General features: G+C 59.9%; 15 protein-coding genes. 4 read left to right on the forward strand and 11 right to left on the reverse strand.

Annotated features, from left to right (window positions below):
* Window positions 1-17: 17 nt before the first annotated feature.
* Both HJY11_RS05295 and HJY11_RS05300 read right to left on the reverse strand, forming a co-directional pair.
* Complete coding sequence (locus HJY11_RS05295) at window positions 18-983, reverse strand: carbohydrate kinase family protein (protein ID WP_208074952.1); 966 nt, start codon at window positions 981-983, stop codon at window positions 18-20.
* Between the two features lie 34 nt (window positions 984-1017).
* Window positions 1018-2379: an aldehyde dehydrogenase family protein gene (locus HJY11_RS05300; RefSeq protein WP_208074953.1), complete on the reverse strand. Its 1362-nt coding sequence runs from the start codon at window positions 2377-2379 to the stop codon at window positions 1018-1020.
* A 219-nt stretch (window positions 2380-2598) separates the two neighbouring features.
* On the opposite strand from HJY11_RS05300, the gene HJY11_RS05305 reads away from it, so the two are divergent.
* The 3 genes from HJY11_RS05305 to HJY11_RS05315 are packed head-to-tail and all read left to right on the forward strand — an operon-like array spanning window position 2599 to window position 6826.
* Window positions 2599-3105, forward strand: a complete 507-nt coding sequence (locus tag HJY11_RS05305; RefSeq protein WP_208074954.1) for a MarR family transcriptional regulator — start codon at window positions 2599-2601, stop codon at window positions 3103-3105.
* Complete coding sequence (locus HJY11_RS05310) at window positions 3102-4838, forward strand: ABC transporter ATP-binding protein (protein ID WP_208074955.1); 1737 nt, start codon at window positions 3102-3104, stop codon at window positions 4836-4838. Before HJY11_RS05305 ends, HJY11_RS05310 begins: the two co-directional genes overlap by 4 nt.
* Window positions 4835-6826, forward strand: coding sequence for an ABC transporter ATP-binding protein (locus HJY11_RS05315; protein ID WP_208074956.1), 1992 nt, complete (start codon window positions 4835-4837; stop codon window positions 6824-6826). The genes HJY11_RS05310 and HJY11_RS05315 overlap by 4 nt, the downstream gene beginning before the upstream one ends.
* A gap of 107 nt (window positions 6827-6933) precedes the next feature.
* On the opposite strand, the gene HJY11_RS05320 is transcribed toward HJY11_RS05315, so the two are convergent.
* From HJY11_RS05320 to HJY11_RS05330, 3 genes are all read right to left on the reverse strand, one after another.
* Window positions 6934-7335: an RrF2 family transcriptional regulator gene (locus tag HJY11_RS05320; protein WP_021660992.1), complete on the reverse strand. Its 402-nt coding sequence runs from the start codon at window positions 7333-7335 to the stop codon at window positions 6934-6936.
* A gap of 903 nt (window positions 7336-8238) precedes the next feature.
* Complete coding sequence (locus HJY11_RS05325) at window positions 8239-8850, reverse strand: GNAT family N-acetyltransferase (RefSeq protein ID WP_208074957.1); 612 nt, start codon at window positions 8848-8850, stop codon at window positions 8239-8241.
* 93 nt (window positions 8851-8943) lie between these two features.
* Window positions 8944-9387 (reverse strand): GNAT family N-acetyltransferase, encoded by a 444-nt coding sequence (locus HJY11_RS05330; protein ID WP_208074958.1) that lies wholly within the window; start codon window positions 9385-9387, stop codon window positions 8944-8946.
* Window positions 9388-9701: 314 nt separating this feature from the next.
* On the opposite strand from HJY11_RS05330, the gene HJY11_RS05335 reads away from it, so the two are divergent.
* Window positions 9702-9857 (forward strand): hypothetical protein, encoded by a 156-nt coding sequence (locus HJY11_RS05335; protein WP_021660986.1) that lies wholly within the window; start codon window positions 9702-9704, stop codon window positions 9855-9857.
* Window positions 9858-10222: 365 nt separating this feature from the next.
* On the opposite strand, the gene HJY11_RS05340 is transcribed toward HJY11_RS05335, so the two are convergent.
* The 6 genes from HJY11_RS05340 to HJY11_RS05365 form a co-directional block, all read right to left on the reverse strand.
* Entirely contained in the window at window positions 10223-11290 is a 1068-nt protein-coding gene (locus HJY11_RS05340; protein WP_208074959.1) for an NAD/NADP-dependent octopine/nopaline dehydrogenase family protein, read from the reverse strand.
* 17 nt (window positions 11291-11307) lie between these two features.
* On the reverse strand, window positions 11308-12984 hold the full coding sequence (locus tag HJY11_RS05345) for a methionine synthase (RefSeq protein WP_208074960.1): 1677 nt from the start codon (window positions 12982-12984) through the stop codon (window positions 11308-11310).
* A gap of 389 nt (window positions 12985-13373) precedes the next feature.
* Window positions 13374-13916, reverse strand: coding sequence for a rubrerythrin (gene rbr / locus HJY11_RS05350; protein ID WP_208074961.1), 543 nt, complete (start codon window positions 13914-13916; stop codon window positions 13374-13376).
* A 255-nt stretch (window positions 13917-14171) separates the two neighbouring features.
* Complete coding sequence (locus HJY11_RS05355; RefSeq protein WP_208074962.1) at window positions 14172-14699, reverse strand: DUF4358 domain-containing protein; 528 nt, start codon at window positions 14697-14699, stop codon at window positions 14172-14174.
* A gap of 140 nt (window positions 14700-14839) precedes the next feature.
* Window positions 14840-15841, reverse strand: a complete 1002-nt coding sequence (locus HJY11_RS05360; protein ID WP_208074963.1) for a nucleoside hydrolase — start codon at window positions 15839-15841, stop codon at window positions 14840-14842.
* A gap of 1491 nt (window positions 15842-17332) precedes the next feature.
* Entirely contained in the window at window positions 17333-18277 is a 945-nt protein-coding gene (locus HJY11_RS05365; protein WP_059003350.1) for an AEC family transporter, read from the reverse strand.
* Window positions 18278-18344 lie beyond the last annotated feature (67 nt).

Raw genomic sequence — 18344 nt, forward strand, 5'->3', positions numbered from 1 at the left:
AATTGTATAAAGCGAAATCAGAGGGTGGGGGGCGCGACCCGCAGGCCGGCGTACTCGCGGGCAAAGGCCTCCACTTCGGCCACCGAGACGGCCCCGGTGCGGGAGCCCACCGAGAGGATGGAGCGGTTGGCGGCAGCGGTGGCGAACTCCCCGGCCTCCCGCAGGGTCATCCCGCTGCAGAGGCCGTGCAGGAACCCGGCGTTAAAGGTGTCCCCGGCGCCGGTGGTGTCCTTGGGCTTGACGTCGTAGGCCGGGATGGCAATCGCCCCCTCCCGGGTCTTGACGATGCAGCCCTTGGCCCCCAAGGTCAGAAGGACGATCTTGTCGCTCTCGCCAATGAGCTGGTCAATGGCCGCCAGCCCCCGCCCGGCGCAGAATTTTTCCAGCGAGGCGTCGTTGAAGGAGAGGACGGCGGCGCGCTCAAAGTAGAAGCGGTCGTCCGGGTCGTCGTAGGCGGTAAAGGTGGAGCGCTCGGCGTCGTACATGATCTTGACCCCGTGGGCCACCAGGTCTTCTATCAATTCCCGGTTGCCGGCGATCTCCTTCATGTTGACCATGGTGGTGTAGATGTAGGAGGCCCCCTCCATCAGCTTTTGTTTCTGGGGGGTCATGGTGATGAAGGGCTTGTGGTTTTCGTAGAGAAGCACCGTCTTTTCGTTGCCCGAGAGGAGGATTTGGGCGCGGATGTTCTCCTCCCCCGGCAGCACCTCGATGTAGTCGGTGTCGATGCCGTGGCGGCGCAGGTCCTCCAGCAGCATGGGGGTGTACTGGTCATCCCCCAGGGAGTCCAGCAGGTAGGTCTTGGTGCCGAAGGCGCTGAGGATCACCGCGCTGTTGGCCGTCAGCCCGCCGGGCGAGACCGACAGCTGGCGGATAAAGCACTTGTCCCCCACCACCAGCGGTTGCACGCACTCGTAATACTCGTCGATGTCGTTGGGCCCCACGGCCACCACGTAGCCGCCCGGGCGGTTTGTCTGATTCATGGCAGTTGCCTCCTTTTTATTGCAGCGCGCCGCACTAGCGCAGCAGCAGCTTTAACAGGTCGAGCTTTTCGCCGTAGGGCGGGTAGCGCACCGGCAGGTCTAGTTGGCCCCGCAGCACCACCGGCTTTTGGTGGCTCATGGCCAAAAAGCCGTGGGGGCCGTGGTAGCGGCCCATCCCGCTGGCCCCCACCCCGCCGAAGGGGAGGGTGTTCCCGGCCATCTGCACCACCGTGTCGTTGACGCAGCCCCCGCCGAAGGAGAGCTGTTCGCAGACCCGGCGAACCGTCCCCGCGCTGCGGGTGAAGAGGTAGAGGGCCAGCGACTTCTCCCCTGCGCGCACCAGGCGGATGGCGTCGCCCAGCCGGTCAAAGCAGACCAGGGGCAGCAGGGGGCCAAAGAGCTCCTCCTTTAAAAGGGGGTCGCCTGGCTCCGCCTCGATCACGGTGGGCTCGATCCGCCGCTCCTCCCGGCAGACGCCGCCCCCCACCAAGGGGGTGCGGCCGATGAGCAGCCCCGCCAGCCGGTCAAAGGCGCGCTCGCTCACCAGGCGGGGGTAGTCCTTGTTGTGGGCAAAGTCGGGGCAGAGCAGCGCCAGCTGCCGCCGCAGCTCCGCCACCAGCGCCTCCTTCACCGAGCGGTGCACCAGCAGGTAGTCAGGGGCCACACAGGTCTGCCCGGCACCCAGCAGCTTTCCCCAGAGGATGCGCCGGGCCGCCAGGGGGATGTCGGCGCTGGGGGCGACGATGCAGGGGCTTTTCCCCCCCAGTTCCAGGGTCACCGGGGTCAGGTGTTCCGCCGCCGCCCGCATCACGATCTTTCCCACCCGCTGGCCGCCGGTGAAGAAGATGTAGTCAAAGCGCTCGGCCAGCAGGGCCCGGGTGGTCTCCACCCCGCCGGGAACACAGCTGGCCCACCCCTCGGGCAGGGCCAGCCGCAGCAGCCGGCAGAGGGCCTGGGCGGTGGCGGGCGCCCCCTCGGAGGGCTTGAGCACCGCGCAGTTGCCCGCGGCGATGGCGTCGATGAGGGGGATGAGGCAGAGCTGTACCGGGTAGTTCCAGGGGGCGATGATCAGCACCAGCCCCCGGGGCTCAGGGCGGATGAAGCCCCCCGCCGGGAAGTGGAGGGGGGAGACCGCCGCCAGCTTGGGCCTGGCCCATCTGTGCAGGTGGGCCAGGGTGTAGCGCAGGTGCTGCCGCACCAGCCCCACCTCGGTCTCGTACCCCTCAAAGGGGTGTTTGCCCAAATCCCGCTCCAGGGCGGCCAGCAGGTCGCCCTCGCTCTGATCCAGCGCCCGCAACAGCCGGCGCAGGGCTGTCTCCCGCCGGGACAGAGGGCGGGTCGCGCCGCTGTCAAAGTAGGCGCGCTGCCGGCCCAGCCGCTTTTCCAGATGGTTCATCGCTCCGTCTCCCCACTTGTCAAATCGTTTTTTTATACTGTACACCTAGTATAGCACAACCCGGCCCCTCTGTTTCGCCGCTTTCCCAGTTTCCCCCTATTCTCTGTGCAAGTTCACAAAAGATTCACAAAGAAATTGTTGCATATCGCCAACGAGAGACGTATAATAAACCACATTGATAATTTATACATTGAACTATTTGCAGGGGAGGAACAGGAGATGCAGGATGACCGCGCGTTGGCGGTGCAGATTTTGAAGGAGACCCACCGGTTTGGTTACCGGCGGATGGCCCGGGCGCGGGACGCCGCCCTCTTCCAGGGGGAGATGGCGGTGCTGGGCTGTCTCTACGGCTGCGGCCAGGGGGCAGAGGAACCCCTCTCCCCCTCACAGATCAGCGCCGAACTGGGGGTCAGCCGGCCCCAGGTGACCTCGGCCCTCAACTCCCTTGAGAAAAAGGGGCTGTTGCAGCGCCAGCCCAGCCGGTCCGACCGCCGTCGGGCCCAGGTCACCCTCACCGAAGAGGGGCGGGCCTTTATTCAGGGCCAGACCGACCTCTTAGTGGAGAAGGTGACCCACATCATCCGCCAGATGGGGCAGGACGACTTTTTGCAGATGGTCTCGCTTGTCAAGGCGGCCTTTCAGGCCGCGTTTCAATACGACCGGGAGCACCCCGGGCAGCTGTCCAAGGGGCCCCGGCACCCAGGTGAAGGGAGAGAGAGAGATTGACCAAGCTGACAAGGTATTTCAAGGCGTACTGGTCGCAGATCCTGGCCGTTTTTGCGCTGCTGTTTCTGCAGGCCATGTGCGACCTGTCGCTGCCCGACTACATGTCGGACATCGTCAACAACGGGGTGGCCAAACAGGACCTGGCCTACATCCTTCCCGCCGGTGGGAAGATGTTGCTGGTGGCCCTGGTGGGGGCCGGCTGCACCGTGGCAGTGGGGCTGATCGCCGCCCGCATCGCCGCCGGCATCAGCCGCGATTTGCGAAACGACGTCTTTGCCAAGGTGGAGGGCTTTTCCCTCGCCGAGTTTGACCGCTTTGGCGCCTCGTCGCTGATCACCCGCACCACCAACGACATCCAGCAGATTCAGATGGTGACGGTGATGCTGCTGCGCTTCGTCCTCTACGCCCCCATCCAGGGCATTGGCGGCGTCATCAAGGCCGTGGGGAAGAGCCCCTCCATGAGCTGGCTCATCGCCCTGGCGGTGCTGGTCATCCTCGGGGTGATCTCGGTGCTGTTCTCCATCGTCCTGCCCCGCTTCAAGGTGGTGCAAAAGCTGGTGGACCGCCTCAACCGGGTCACCCGCGAATCCCTGGTGGGGATGTTGGTCATCCGCGCCTTCAACAACCAGAGCCACGAGGAGGAGCGCTTTGACCAGGCCAACCGCGACCTGACCCGCCTCAACACCTTCGTCCACCGCTTCATCGCCGTCATGATGCCCACCATGATGCTGGTGATGAACGCCCTCACCGTGGGCATCGTCTGGTTCGGCTCCCACTACGTGGACGCCGGCAGCATGCAGATCGGCGACATGATGGCCTTCATCCAGTACGCCATGCAGATCATCATGAGCTTCCTCATGGTGTCCATGGCCTTCGTCCTCCTCCCCCGGGCCAGCGTCTCGGCCGAGCGCATCAACGAGGTGCTCACCTGTGCGCCCGCCATCCGCGACCCCGAGAGCGACCGCTCCGGCGAGGGCGGCGACACCATTCCCGGCACGGTGGAGTTTCGCAACGTCTCCTTTGCCTATCCTGGGGCCGATGACGAGGTCATCAAGAACATCTCCTTTGTCGCCAAACCCGGGCAGACCACCGCCTTCATCGGCTCCACCGGGTCGGGCAAATCGACCCTCATCAACCTGATCCCCCGCTTCTACGACGTCACCGAGGGCCAGGTCCTGGTGGACGGGGTGGACGTGCGGGAGCAGAGCCAGCACGCCCTCCACGACAAGATCGGCTATGTCCCCCAGAAGGGGGTCCTCTTCACCGGCACCATCGCCGACAACCTGCGCTACGGCGACGAGGAGGCCGACGAGGAGGAGCTGCGCCAGGCCGCCCAGGTGGCCCAGGCCCTGGATTTCATCGAGGAGAAGCCCGACGGCTTTGAGACCGAGATCGCCCAGGGGGGCGGCAACGTCTCCGGCGGGCAGAAACAGCGCCTCTCCATCGCCCGCGCCCTGGTGAAAAAGCCCGAGATCTACATCTTTGACGACAGCTTTTCCGCCCTTGACTTCAAGACCGACGCGGCTCTGCGCCGGGCCCTGGCCCCCCAGACCAAGGACGCCACCGTCCTCATCGTCGCCCAGCGCATCTCCAGCATCATGCACGCCGAGCAGATCGTGGTGATGGACGACGGGCAGGTCGCCGGCATCGGCACCCACCGGGAACTGCTGGAAACCTGTGAAGTCTACCGCGAGATCGCCCAGTCGCAGCTTTCAAAGGAGGAATTGGCATGAGTGAGAAAACCGCCCACCGCTCCCGCCGCGGCGGTCCCATGGCCGGCGGCATCAAGCCCGCGGGTGAAAAGGCCAAGAACTTCAAGGGCACCATGGGTCAGTTGGCGCGGTACATGCGCCCCTACTACCTGAAAATCGCCGTTGTCTTTCTCTTCGCCATCGCCAGCACCGTCTTTGTGGTCATTGGCCCCAAAATCCTCGGCAACGCCACCGACGCCATTGTGGACGGCTTTGTGCAAAAGGCTGCCTACGGCCAGATCATGGAACACCTGCCCGAGGGCGCCCAGCTGCCGGAGGGGACCACTGCCGGCCAGCTGCTGGCGCAGATGCCCGAGGAGGCCAAGTCCCAGCTCCCCGAGAGCACCCTGGAAAAAATTCAGGAGATGGACCTCTCCCACGAGCCGGGCATCGACTTTGGCCGGGTGGGGGGGATCCTCCTCTGGCTGCTGGGCCTCTACGCCCTCAGCGCCGTCTTCAGCTATGTGCAGGGCTTTATCATGAACGGGGTCTCCCAGCAGGTGTCCTACAACCTGCGGCGGGACATCTCCCAAAAGATCAACCGGCTGCCCTTGGCCTACTTTGACCGCCAGACCCACGGTGAGGTGCTCAGCCGGGTCACCAACGACGTGGACACGGTGGCCACCACCCTCAACCAGTCCCTGACACAGATGGTCACCGCCGTGGCCACCCTGGCCGGCGTCCTCTACATGATGCTGTCCATCAGCGTTTGGATGACCCTGGTCGCCCTGGTGATGCTGCCCATCTCGGTGGGGCTGATCTCCACCGTGGTCAAAAAGAGCCAGAAGCACTTTGTCGGCCAGCAGAAGTATCTGGGCAACGTCAACGGCCACATCGAGGAGATGTACTCCGGCCACAACGTCATCAAGGTCTTTAACCGGGAGGACGTCTCGGTCAAAAAGTTTAAAACCATCAACCGCAAGCTCTACGACTCGGCCTGGAAGAGCCAGTTCCTCTCGGGGCTGATGATGCCCATCATGACCTTTGTGGGCAACCTGGGCTACGTGGGGGTCTGCGTGCTGGGCGGCTACCTGGCGGTGCAGGGCTCCATCAGCATCGGCAACATCCAGTCCTTCATCCAGTACCTGCGGCAGTTCAACCAGCCCATCTCGCAGATGGCCTCCATCGCCAACGTGCTGCAGAGCACCGCCGCCGCCGCGGAGCGGGTCTTTGAGTTCTTGGCCGAGACCGAGGAGGCCCCCGAGAAAGATCCCCCCAAAGCGCTGGGCGAGGTGCGGGGCCAGGTGGACTTTGAGGACGTCTCCTTCGGCTACCGCGACGACAAGATCATCATCCACGACTTTACCTCCCACATCCAGCCGGGGCAGCGCATCGCCATTGTCGGCCCCACCGGCGCCGGCAAGACCACCATCGTCAAGCTGCTCATGCGCTTTTACGACGTCAACGGCGGCGCCATCAAGGTCGACGGGGTGGACATCCGCGACCTGCGGCGCAGCGACCTGCGGGACGTCTTCGGCATGGTGCTCCAGGACACCTGGCTCTATGGCGGCACCATCCGCGAGAACATCCGCTACGGGCGGCTGGACGCCACCGATGAAGAGGTGGAGGCTGCGGGCAAAGCCGCCCATGTGGAGCACTTTGTCAAAACCCTGCCCGGCGGCTACGATGCCGAGCTCAACGAGGAGGCCAGCAACGTCTCCCAGGGGCAAAAGCAGCTGTTGACCATCGCCCGGGCCATGGTCAGCGACCCGAAGATCCTCATCCTCGATGAGGCCACCAGTTCGGTGGACACCCGCACCGAGGTGCGCATCCAAAAGGCCATGAACAACCTGATGAAGGGGCGCACCAGCTTCATCATCGCCCACCGGCTCTCCACCATCAAGGACTGCGACTGGATTTTGGTGATGAAGGACGGCGACATCATCGAACAGGGCACCCACGACCAGCTCATCGAGCAGGGCGGCTTTTACAAGACCATGTACAACGCCCAGTTCGAGCAGACCGCATAGAGGCTCTGCCCGATAAAGGGGAAGGGACCCGGCGCTTGCGCGCCGGGCCCCTTTTTGAATGAACGAAAAAACCGCCCCCGCCTGCCGGGGACGGCCGAACGCGCCCATCACATGGCCAAAATTTGGGCCAGGGTGTTGGCCTTTAATTCCGCGATCAATACGTTTTGGATGCGGCAGAGCTCTTTGTGGACGGTGCAGACCTTTTCCCCGCTGTTGTTGACGCAGATATAGCCCCCTTCTAGGCACTCGTTGAGCAGCAGGTTGCCGCCGATTGCCCGGGCAATGTCCAGCAGGGTCGTTTCGTTGAGATCGCAGAGCAGGCGGTAGCCGCCGCCCTGGCCGCGGATGACAGTTACGATTTCGCTGTGGCTGAGCTTTTTGAGAACCTTGTAACCGAATTCGGTGGGGATGTCCTCCATGCTGCATATTTCTTTGATGTTGTGTTTTTCGCCGTCGGCCAGCGCGCGCACCGCCCGAATGGCATAGTCCATTTCCCGCGTAATTAACATGATACACCACCTTATTGAAAGACTGTTGTCTGCACAGCGGAGGACAGGCCCTCGCCGCTTAACTGTACCAACATTCTAACAAAAAAGGCAAAAATGGTCAATCAATGACATTGTTTTGCGGAAATTGGCTGCAACTAGGCCCCTGTCGCGGGGCCTAGTTGCCGTATTTTCCCCGGTGGGTTTCCCGCAGGGCGACCCAATGCCGCGCATAGAGTGGCGGCCCCGTGGGCGGCCGCCGGCCAAGCGATGCTGACGGCAAAAGGGGGCTGGCGCCTGTAAAAGGGGAACCCGCTTTTTGCCATCCGCTTTCCCCCACTAGTGGCCGGCGTCAGAGCGGGGTGCGGGAGTGGCTTCCCCTTACGCCGCTACCGGGACTGAGAGACCGACTTGCGACGAAGTGCCCGGAGGAGAGAAGATCTGCGGCGTGCCGCTTGTGTGAGGTGGAGGAAATACCTGCTGAGGACACGCCATGTCTCCCATCGGCAACAGCGCCCTGTCCCCCATTCCTTTCATCTCCCCGGCAGGGGAATTTTGGCTTGCTTTCTATTGCCGGGGGCAATATATTGGCATGATCGTGGGCGGTTGTCAGAAAGGCCGCCGAGACCCTTTTGGAGGAGCAGGCTGGCCGCCGCTGACCGGCGGGCGAAGGCCCCCCTCCCGTTGGGCGACGCCAAATAAAAAAACAGCAGGCCCATACAAGGACCTGCTGAAAGCCCCCCGTGCACTGCATGCGGGGGCTTTTGTCGTGCGCGGTGGAAAACCGATCTCACTGGGGGCAGTTGCGGCAAACAGGGCGGGGGCATATCCCCTATACCCTGCTTGCCACAGTTGAAAACAGCAAAATGATCCATACGCCTTTTACCAATAATGCGCAGCCAAATTAACTCGGTAAGCGGGAAGCTGTTACATCACCTTACTGTAAACAAAGCATTTTAATGGAACTTTTCCCTTCGGCATTTCTAAAATGACTTCTTTTTCTTCTACCCTTTTAAATCCTCTGTGTTCATAAAACTGATATGTGCAAGCATCATCGGTGTAAAGATAAAGGGTTTTTCCTCTTTCTTTTTTTCCCAAAACGTTAAGGAGAGCCGTACCTATGCCCTTGATTTTGCAATCGGGGTCTGCGGCAAGAAATATAATTTCACCGTCAGGCGTATTAGACTTTAAATAGTGTGCTAACTGCTCTTTCGTGGTATCTTCGTAAAGACCTGCTCCCCCCTTAAAAAAGGACTTCTGTATTCCATCAACAAGTTTGACATAGATTTTTTGAAGAAAGCTCTGGTGCGTCTTTTCTTCACCTTTCATCTCCGCCAATAAAACACCTACAAATTCACCATCTGCATATGCCGCCAAAACTTGTGTTGCTCGGTTGATTTCGAGATGCCAAAAATATCTACCATAAGCATTGAGTAGAAATTGATTGGTCAAATACCAATCAAAGTGCATGCCCTTAATTGCAAATTGAATCGCTTTTTTATAGTCCTTTTTTCGTATATCTTTAATTTCTATTTTCATATACATCTCCAATTAGGATTGTCGAACGCGTCCTCCCCGTCCAGGCCGCCCTGCACCGAAAGGGTGTGGGGAAACACCCTGACAAACAAAAAGTCACTGCCTGCCCATGTATAAGAGCGGGTAGGGGTTTCCCTGCTCGTCGCGATCGGTCCTCTTGTAAACCACAAACCCCATGTGTTCATAGAATCCCTTTGCCAGGGGATTTTGCTCGTTCACCGCCAGATCGTTCACCGAATATCGTTCGATACCGTATTGCAGCAGCTCCCTGCCCAATCCCTTCCCCCTCTCCTGGGCAGAGATAAACAGCATTTCAAGGTGCTGTCCCGCAATTCCCATAAAGCCCGCGGGAAGCCGGTCTTCGCTTTGGGCGACCACCAGGCGGGGGATTTCGAGGAGCGCTTGGGGGACATATTTTTTGATGTCCCCTATTTCCCCTTCCGATAAAAAGAGGTGGGTTGCCCGCACAGAGCTCTCCCATACCTCCAACAGCTGTTCCAGCAGCAACGGGCTCCGCTCCTCTATCTCAACGATCTTCATTTTTGCCCCCCGCACGCAACATTCGCCTTTTGTCAAGTGCCCCTGTTCTGCCCCGGGCGGCCAGGTGCACGGCCAACTGCGTTCATTTTAGTATTGCCCTGTGAAGATGTCAAATGACTTACATGGTTTGGCCTTTTTATGTTGCTTTAGAGGGGGGGACCGCCCCTGCCCCTGCTCTTGCCCTTGCCCTTGCCCTCTGCCGCCCGCCGCTGGCCGGGGAGGGGAAAAGGGGCTTCTCTTTTTTGCGAGCCGGTTGCAGGGGGTGCCGAGTTTTGATAGACTTGGGGTATCCTTTCAGGAAAGGAGGGACGACCATGTCCTGTTCCACCAGCGCCAACAAGGACACCTGCCCCTGCACCGCCGACTGCAAAAACCACGGCCACTGCTGCGAGTGTATCAAGCTGCACCGGCAGGAAAACATCCACGAGGCGGTGGCCTGCATGCAGTGCAAGTTCGCCGAGAAAAAGTAGGGTCTCCCGGTAGGGTACGGCCCGGCGGGTGCTGGGCCGTACCTTTTTGCGCCGCCGGCCAAACTGTGCTATACTGAACAAAACGACAGATCGCCCCCTGGGGGCGGGGAGGAGCCGGCTGTGATCAAGTGGTTTAAAAAACTGCCCAACACCACCAAAATGCTGATGATGTCAGGGGTGGTGGCCCTGTTGGCCATTCTTTTGGTGACCGTCACCGTCCTGCAAAACGCATAAAAAGGGCCCGCGAAAAGCGGGCTCTTTTTTTCTGCCCCCCATGGGAGCGGGTGCGTGGACGGAAGGGGAGCGGCGGTAGACGACAAAAAGGGCGCCCGCGAGATCCCTTCGCGGGCGCTCCTTTGCGCGTGTCAGACCTGTGCTGCCTCCGGCATGCGGATGCGGTCGAGGGCAGCCTTGTCGGCGATCATCCGCCCGGTCTGGCGAAAATCCACCCGGTAGATGGTGCAGGCCAGCTGGATCACCGTGTCGATAAAGGGGGTGGGGATGCCCAGCAGCCGCCCTACACTGGAGATGGGGACCAGGCCGGTGGGAACATCCTCCCAGACATAGCGGCAGTCGGTGGACTGGGGGGCGTAGACGTCGGCGTAGGCGGGGTTTTTCTGAATGGTCTCGTAGAGGTCGGCCCCCGGCTCGATGCCGTAGGAGCGCACCAGCCACTCCAGGGCGGTCTCCACCTCCAGCCCGAGGCCGGCGGCCACCGCCACCCGCTCGGCGTCCACCTGGCTGATGTACTGGGCGACCATGGGGGTGATGGCCTCTTTGTAGTAGAGGAAGGTCTGCCCCGACTCAATGCGGGTGTAGTTGAGGAGGATGGGGGTGGGGTGGAAGATCATCCCGATGTTGGTCAGCCCGGTGTAGAGGATGGAGGGCACCCCGTGGATCCCGGGGAAGAGCTCCTGCATCAGCTCCACCGCCGCCGGGGTCCGCTCCGGCTCCAGGCAGGCGAGGCGGATGTCCTCTTTGATGGAGTAGATGATGGGGTGGTTGAACTCCTGGTTGCGGCAGGTGAACACCAGGGTGTCGGTCTCGGCCACGGTGACGTCGGCGGTGCAGCCGCAGCTCTCCAGGGTGTGGGAAAACTCGTAAGCGCCAAAGGTGCGGCCGGGGTTGAGCACCACCGTCTGCCCGCTCTTCAAATAGGGGGCCATTTTGGTGGCGATCTCCTTGTGGGTGTTGGCCGGGGTGGCCACCATGATCAGTTCGCTGCCGCGAACGGCCTCCTCCATGTCCAGCGTCACCAGGCCCACCGGCACGGTGGCGTTTACCACCCCGGCCAGGTTGATCTCCGGCTGGGCGCGGTAGAGCTCCACCTTCTGGGGGGTGCGGGTAAACAGCTTGACCTGGTGGCCCAGGTAGGTCAGGTAGCCGGTAAAGGCGGTGCCGCCGTTGCCGCTGCCGATGACAGTAATTTTCATCCTGATTCCCCCTCTGCTTATGCGTGAAGGGGAGCGGGGTCCAAGTGTCCCTCAATCGGGATTCCCTCTTTTTCGCAGAGGTGGGCCAGCCGTTCCCGCTCGGTCAATTCCCGACCGGCCTTCCGGTCGTACGCCACGCAGCGGCCGCCAATGATGGTGGTGAACAGGTCGCCGGTGAATTCGCCGCCCTTGACGATGTGCGGGGCGTCGATAAAGCCCCGCTTGATGCAGTCGGCGATGACGGCCGGCTCGCAGAGGGGGTCTTGGTAATCGCTGTAAAACCGCTCGATAAAGGAGAGGAGGAAGCGGGCCTCCTTGAGAAGGTGCTCTTTGCGGGTCTGCACCCGGGGGTCGTGCACCAGGTCGATCTGGTCTTCCAGGCAGGTCTTGATGACCCCCCGCACGATCTTGCAGCTCTCGATGACGTCTTTGGGGGAGGCGATGTGCTCGGCCTCGCAGAAGCCCACCACGTGGATGATGTGGGGGCGCACCGCCATCTGCATATAGGTGGTGGCCGCCAACTGGCCCTTGGCCACGTCGAGATCGGCGCTGAGGAAGGGCAGGCCAGCCCGGGTCTCCCGGTAGAGGGTGAAGGTGTCGTCCTGCAAACTTTCGGTCAGCTCGATCATGGCCAGCACCCGCGCCAGGTCCATGGGGAAGGAGAGGGAGTTGGGGACGTTGAACATGTACTGGCTGACATAGTGGCGGACCCCCGCCTTTTTGGCGTTGCGGGCGCTCAAGTAGGCCATGACCACCGGGATGACGTCGTGGGCGTCGCGCAGGCCCCAGTGGTGGGGCTCGTTGGCCTCGACGGGGATGCCCCGCTCGGCGTGCCAGCGCATCAGCTCCACCGCCTCTTTGACCGAGGTGTCGATGTCCCGGTCGCCCCGGCCGTCGAGCTTGTTGTACCAGCACAGGGGGACGGCGCACCAGGCGTTGTTGAGGGTGTCTTTGAGCAGCTGCGCCATGTCGAAGACGTCGGCGGTGCCGCTGTAACAGCGGATGAGGGGCTGGTTGCCGAACTTGGTGGCGGCCTTCAGGGCCTCAAACTCCTCCCTTGTGCGCAGGGGGACGCCGCCGGCGCCCTCGTACTCGGGCTTGCGCTTTTCGGGGTGGAAGAAAAACTGCTGGGTGTTCTGGTCGGGGCCGACGGAGATGACGTCGAGGACCCGGCTCTCGGCGATCTCGCGGATGCCGGCGACCGTCTTTTCCACCGAGGGCTCGCCGTAGTGGTGGCGCAGCAGGGGGTAGGGGTACTTGGCGCCGATGCGGGCCACCAGGTCGTCGGGGAGAACCTCGTCCTTGGCGGCCTTTTTGCCGTTGCGCAGGAAATAGAGGGAGTCGTCGATGTCGTCGCTCCCGTCGGAGATGTAGTCAAAGAAATCAAATTCTTCGGCCACCCGGGCCACCGGGCCGGTGCCGCCAAAGGACCAGACGGTCTTGATCCCCCGCGCCTTTACCTTCTCTACCAGTTCGGCGATCAGGGGGCGGGCGTTTTCGGGGGTGAGCCGGTAGCCGACGGCCACCATGGCGGGGTTGTGCAGCTCAATTTCCCGCAGCAGGTCGTCCACGGGGATGGCGGGCCCCAGGTAGACGGGGGTATAGCCCTCCCGTTCGGCCAGCTGCAAAAAGTGGGCCACGCCGCCCACGTGTACGCAGTTGCCAAGGGATGCGCCGAGAATGATTTTTTCCATCGTCATTTCCTCCCTCCGAGAAGAGACAGGGCGGTCTTTCAACAAAAGAGCCCCGCAAAACACCCGGGAGGGGCGTTTTGCGGGGCGAACCCACTTCAGGTATAGCGCGATCAATGAATTTTTTGTGCCGGGTCATTCGCTTGTTCCGCTATCTGCTTCAAAATGCCTCCAGGTGTGTGTTCACCTCTGTTAACCGTTGTTTATATCAAGGTCATTATAGCAGAATTGCCGGCCCTTAACAATCAATATTTTGTGAACAAAAGGGCCCACACAGAAAAGGCGGAGGAGAAATACTGGGAGATTTGACGAAAATTGTGAATGATCATTGTCGCGTTTGAACGGTTTGGGCGGGCAAAAGGGCGGCAAGTCGGCCGCCTTGAGGGGGGCAGCTACTTGTAGGATTCGCACTTGACGGCGAAGAAACTCTGGGGGTGGTGGCAGGCGGGGCAGATGGCCGGGGCCTCTTTCCCCTCGAACTGGTAGCCGCAGGAGCCGCACTGCCACAACACCTTTGCCCCCTTTTTGAAAACGGCCCCCTGGGAGAGGTTTTCGATCAGGGCGCGGTAGCGCTCCTCGTGGGCCTTCTCCACCGAGCCGATCTTGGCGAAGAGGTCGGCGATCTCGGTGAAGCCCTCCTCCCGGGCCTCCTTCTCGAAGCGCTCGTAGAGGTCGGTCCACTCGGCGTGTTCGCCGCCGGCGGCGTCCAGCAGGTTCTCCATGGTGGAGGGGATGCCGGCGTGCAGCAGCTTGAACCAGACCTTGGCGTGTTCCAGCTCGTTGGCGGCGGTCTCGGCAAAGAGTTTGCCGTAGGCGTGCAGCCCGTCCACCCCCGCCTGGGTGGCGTAAAATTGGTACTTGGCGCAGGCCTGTGTCTCCCCGGAAAAGGCGGCCCGGAGATTTCGTTCGGTGGCGGTGCCCTTGAGTGATTTCATGAAATGTTCCTCCTCGAAATGGTTTGTGGGCGCTTTTGCGAGGGAGCGCGAAAGCCCTTCAAGCCATTTGTATGCACTTTCGGCCATTTTTGAACCGATTTGGCGCCAAAAGAGGACAAAAGGGTCCAAAAGAGGTAGGAAAAGGCCCTTTGATGGGCCCTTTTTGAGGGGTGGGCGGGGGAAAGGGGCAAAAAAATCCCGCGGCGCGCGGCCGCGGGAGGGAAATGAAGGGGAAAGAAAGGGGGAAAGAAGCGGCTAGCCCTTGAGCCGGGCGGCAACGGCGTCCGCCCCCTTGGCGATCTCCTCCCGGGCGCTCTCCAGGGCGGCGGCGGGGGTGGCCCCCTCGGCGGGCTCGGGGCCCAGGGCCAGGTAGAAGAGGCAGTCGCCCGCCCGCACCACCCGGGCGGCCTGGGCCTTGGGGCTGTCGGGGTACTCGCGGGCGGCCCTGTCCCGGTAGGCGGCCAGCTCCTCCTCCAGGGCGTCGGCCTCCCCCTTCTTGGCCTTGATGGCGATGAAGGCGTCGGGGTGCTCGGAGAGGGCGGCCTCCTCGGCGATGACCTCGTCCATCTTCTCCCGGGTCAGGCCGTACTTGCGGGACAGGGTGTCGTTGTCGATTGCCAGAGAGGGGTAGTACGCCTCGCCGTAGAGGGCCTTGATCTCCCGGTGGATGGCCGAGAGGTCGGTGTCGCTGGAGGAGCTGTTGGAGTCGTTGCCGCAGCCGGTAAAGGCCAGCAGGGCGGCCAGGAGCAAAGGGAGCAGGCGGGCGATGGGGGTGTGGCGCATGGCGGTTGGACCTCGATTCTCGTTGTGAGGCCGCCGGGAAAGGGCGGCCCTTTTTCCAGAGTGTTTCCCGCAGGAGCGCCGTTATGCGCAAAAAAACCGCCGGCGAAACGGCGGGCGGCTTTTTTTACAGTGGTGAAAATTTAGCGGGAGTAGCGGGCGCAGATGTCGAGCAGCATCTGGTTGAATTTGTCGCGGTCGGCGTCCAGGGCGACCCAGCAGTTGTCCGGCAGGTTGTGGAGTTTGCGGGTGTCCACGATGGTCTGGCCGTCGGCAAAGCCGCCGGAGATGTCCACATCCACCCGGGTGTGCAGCAGGCCGGGGAGGACGCTGGGGTCGATGACATAGGCCACGCAGAGGGCGTCGTGGATGGGGCAGAGGTCGGGCTCCTGCAGGGGCTGTAAGAGGTTGTAGGCCCGGGTGCGGATTTCTATGAGCTGGGCCACCATCTCCCCCACGGGGGTGTGCAGGTCGCGGTAGAGCTGGGCCTCCTCCAGCCGGGTGGAGGCCTTGTGGGTGGCGTCCAGCGGCACCAGCACCACCTTGGCCCCACAGGTGAGGACGATCTCGGCGGCCTCGGGGTCCTTCCAGATGTTGAACTCGGCCGCGGCGGTGGAGTTGCGCTCGGTGTGGCCGCCGCCCATGATGACGATCTCCTCGATGTTCTCCACCACGGTGGGGTCGGCCCGCAGCACCATGGCGATGTTGGTCAGCGGGCCCACCGGGACGAGGGTGACCTTTTCGGGGCAGGACTTGATGGTGCGGATGTACCAGGGGATGAAGTTTTCATCCACCGGCTGGAGAGTGGCTTTGGGCAGGTCGAACTCCTTGGGATGGTAGCAGATTTTGCGGCCCTGGTCGTCGTACTGGGTGGTGGGGGTCATGGGTTGGTGCAGCCGCCCGGGGTTGAGCTCTTTGACCAGGGGGACGTCCATCCCCTTGACCACGGGGATGCGATCCTGCGCCCCCAGCAGCTCGACGATGCGCAGGGTGTTTTCCAGGGTGTAGCACAGGGGCTGGTTGCCGTTGACCGCGCAGACCCCCAACAGGTCGATGTCGGGGGAGAGGTCGGCCATGATGATGGCGATGGCGTCGTCGGAGCCGGTGTCCACGTCGAGGATGACTTTGCGGGGTGTGGATTGCATGGGAAAAACCTCCTTTTATTGCCTTGGCTTTGGGTTTTAGTAGCGGTTCAAAGAGACACAACAAAATTGTAGGAAGTGAGTGACTAACTTCAAATGGGGCTCCCGCTACATAGTGCAACGAGAGCCCCAATTAGGATTAACTAAACTCCATATTCCTCAAACAAGTCATTGACCATCGTAAAACTCTATGTACGAGTTGAACCCATCATATAGTCCAAGGTCAAAAAAGCACCCATTGTACCCGCGTTTCGAGGGACATATTTTGTAAATCCAGTTTTATAAGCAAAGCTACCGCCAGTTGTACTAGGATACCTATATGCCGTCTGATCAATAAATAGCGATTCACACCTATAATAAAGCTGAGTGCCAGTAATTGAAATGCGGCTATCGTGGATTGTCCAGCCACCGGATACCTTTGTTAATAAAAAGTTAGAGCCGTCTCGCGAATACCAAATAGTTAATCGAACGGTTGAAGACTGAGATCCATCTTTACCCGTTGCCTCTAATTTGTTATCAGTCGAATATAGTGTGAATTCGTATGTTGCGGAGGATTCATCGGAAGACATTCTGCTTTTTGGAGTTACTATATCGACAAGATGACCAGTAACGATTTGTGTTATTCCACTATCGTCCGTTAAGTAGGCACTAACGGTTTCGCGGGGTTGAATAGACTTATCATTTACGGGAGCAGCCCCAACTGGTACGAAACAAGACAAAGCCAATACTAATCCTAGTATAGAATATAGAAGAAATGATCTTTTTCATTTTACTTTCTCTTTTTTTATTACTGTAGTACTATTCAGTCCATAAATAAGTCCAAATAAATAAAACATCCAATTATATCTTGTAATTATTAGCATCCGTTCATTTTTGAGAATAAAAGCCAATCCTAACATACTATAATAAATAGTAATCAATAGACTTACAACGAGTTTGCTGATTCGGACAAAGGAATTTGAGACAGAATAAGTGATGTTAGTTTTTAAACTAATAAGCAATACAACAAAATATGAAATAGAAATGTAAAGACAAGGGAAAAAAACAAGTTTTAAACCAACATAGTTAAAATTAAAGTTTCCAAAATAGTAGACGAAATAGTAAATGGTAAAATATAATAATCCAACACAAAACAACAAAATAGGTATAATTATCTTTCTCTTTACGGTGTATATCACTTTTAAATTTCTAGCTTTCATTATATACACTCCAAACTACAACTTAGAAACTTGCTTTTTTATTGCACAATGGAATCACCCCTTTATATTATCAGAATATTCCTTATAAACATTTTTATCAATATATAAATTTAATAAATAAATAAGTAAAATTATATTAAATATTCCGAATTTCAAAAAATAGTCAAAAACATAAAGTTAATACCTATGAAAAAAGGCGGGACGGCTTTGTGAAAAGGAGACAGTTGCCCGCAAAAAAGCCCCCCGCAGCGCAGTGGCTGCGGGGGGCTTGCAGGCGCGGGGAAACCGGCCGCCCTCACACGGGGATGAGGAAGGTGGAGAGGAAGAGGACGGCGGGGATGGTGATGACCGAGCAGATGGTGGTGACCGCCACGATCTTGCCGGCATAGACGTCGTCGGCGCCGAAGATGTTGGCGAACATGGCCGTGGCCACCGCCGAGGGGGTGGAGCTGGCGATCAGGTTGACCATCACCGCGAACTCGATGTTGTCGATGCCGGTCTGACAGAGGAGCCACCCCAGCCCCAAAATCAGCAGGGGGCAGAGCAGTAGCCGGGCCGCCGCCACCTGAAAGACCTCCCTGTTTTTCACAAGCTCTTTGGGCTTGACGTTGGAGATGAGGATGCCGATAATCAGCATGGAGGAGGCGGTGTTCAGGTTGGCGATGTTTTGAATGGCCCCGGTGAAGACGGTGGGCGGGGTGAAGCGGCAGATATAGAGGAGAAAACCGATGGCCGCCCCGATGTTGCTGGGGTTGATGAGGGCCTTTTTCAAATTGATCTTGTAGCGGCCGTTTGACACCTCTTTGGCGCCGTTGGTCCACATGAAGATGCCCGAGGCCGCCAGAAAGCCCACCAGCAGAAACACCCCGGTGGAGCCCAGGCTGGCCTGCACCAGGGGGATGCCGATGAACCCGGCGTTGGAGTAGCCGGTGCCGTAGCGGTTGATGCCGTTTAGGGGGTCGCCCTTTTTGCGGAAGATCAGGGTGCCGGTGAGGACGCAGATGCCCTGCACCACCACCCCCAGGGCAAAGGCGTAGAGGAAGAGGCGAAACTCGGCCGCGTCGAAGGGGCGCAGGAAGGAGTTGATGATCAGCATGGGGGAGACCAGGTAGAGCAGGATGTTGCTCAAGGGGGTGGTGAGGGCGTCGCTGATCTTGCCGGTCTTTTTCAGCAGGATGCCGCAGACGGCGATGATGACCATCACCACGACCTGGCCGGATACTGCAAGGGCAATTTCCATAGGGGGTGCACTGTCCTCTCTGTGATGGGATTTGGGCCGGCCCGCCGCAGGGCCGGAAGGAGCGAAG

Origin of the sequence: Bittarella massiliensis (ex Durand et al. 2017) (assembly GCF_017566145.1) — a bacterium.
Lineage (GTDB): Bacteria > Bacillota > Clostridia > Oscillospirales > Ruminococcaceae > Bittarella > Bittarella massiliensis_A.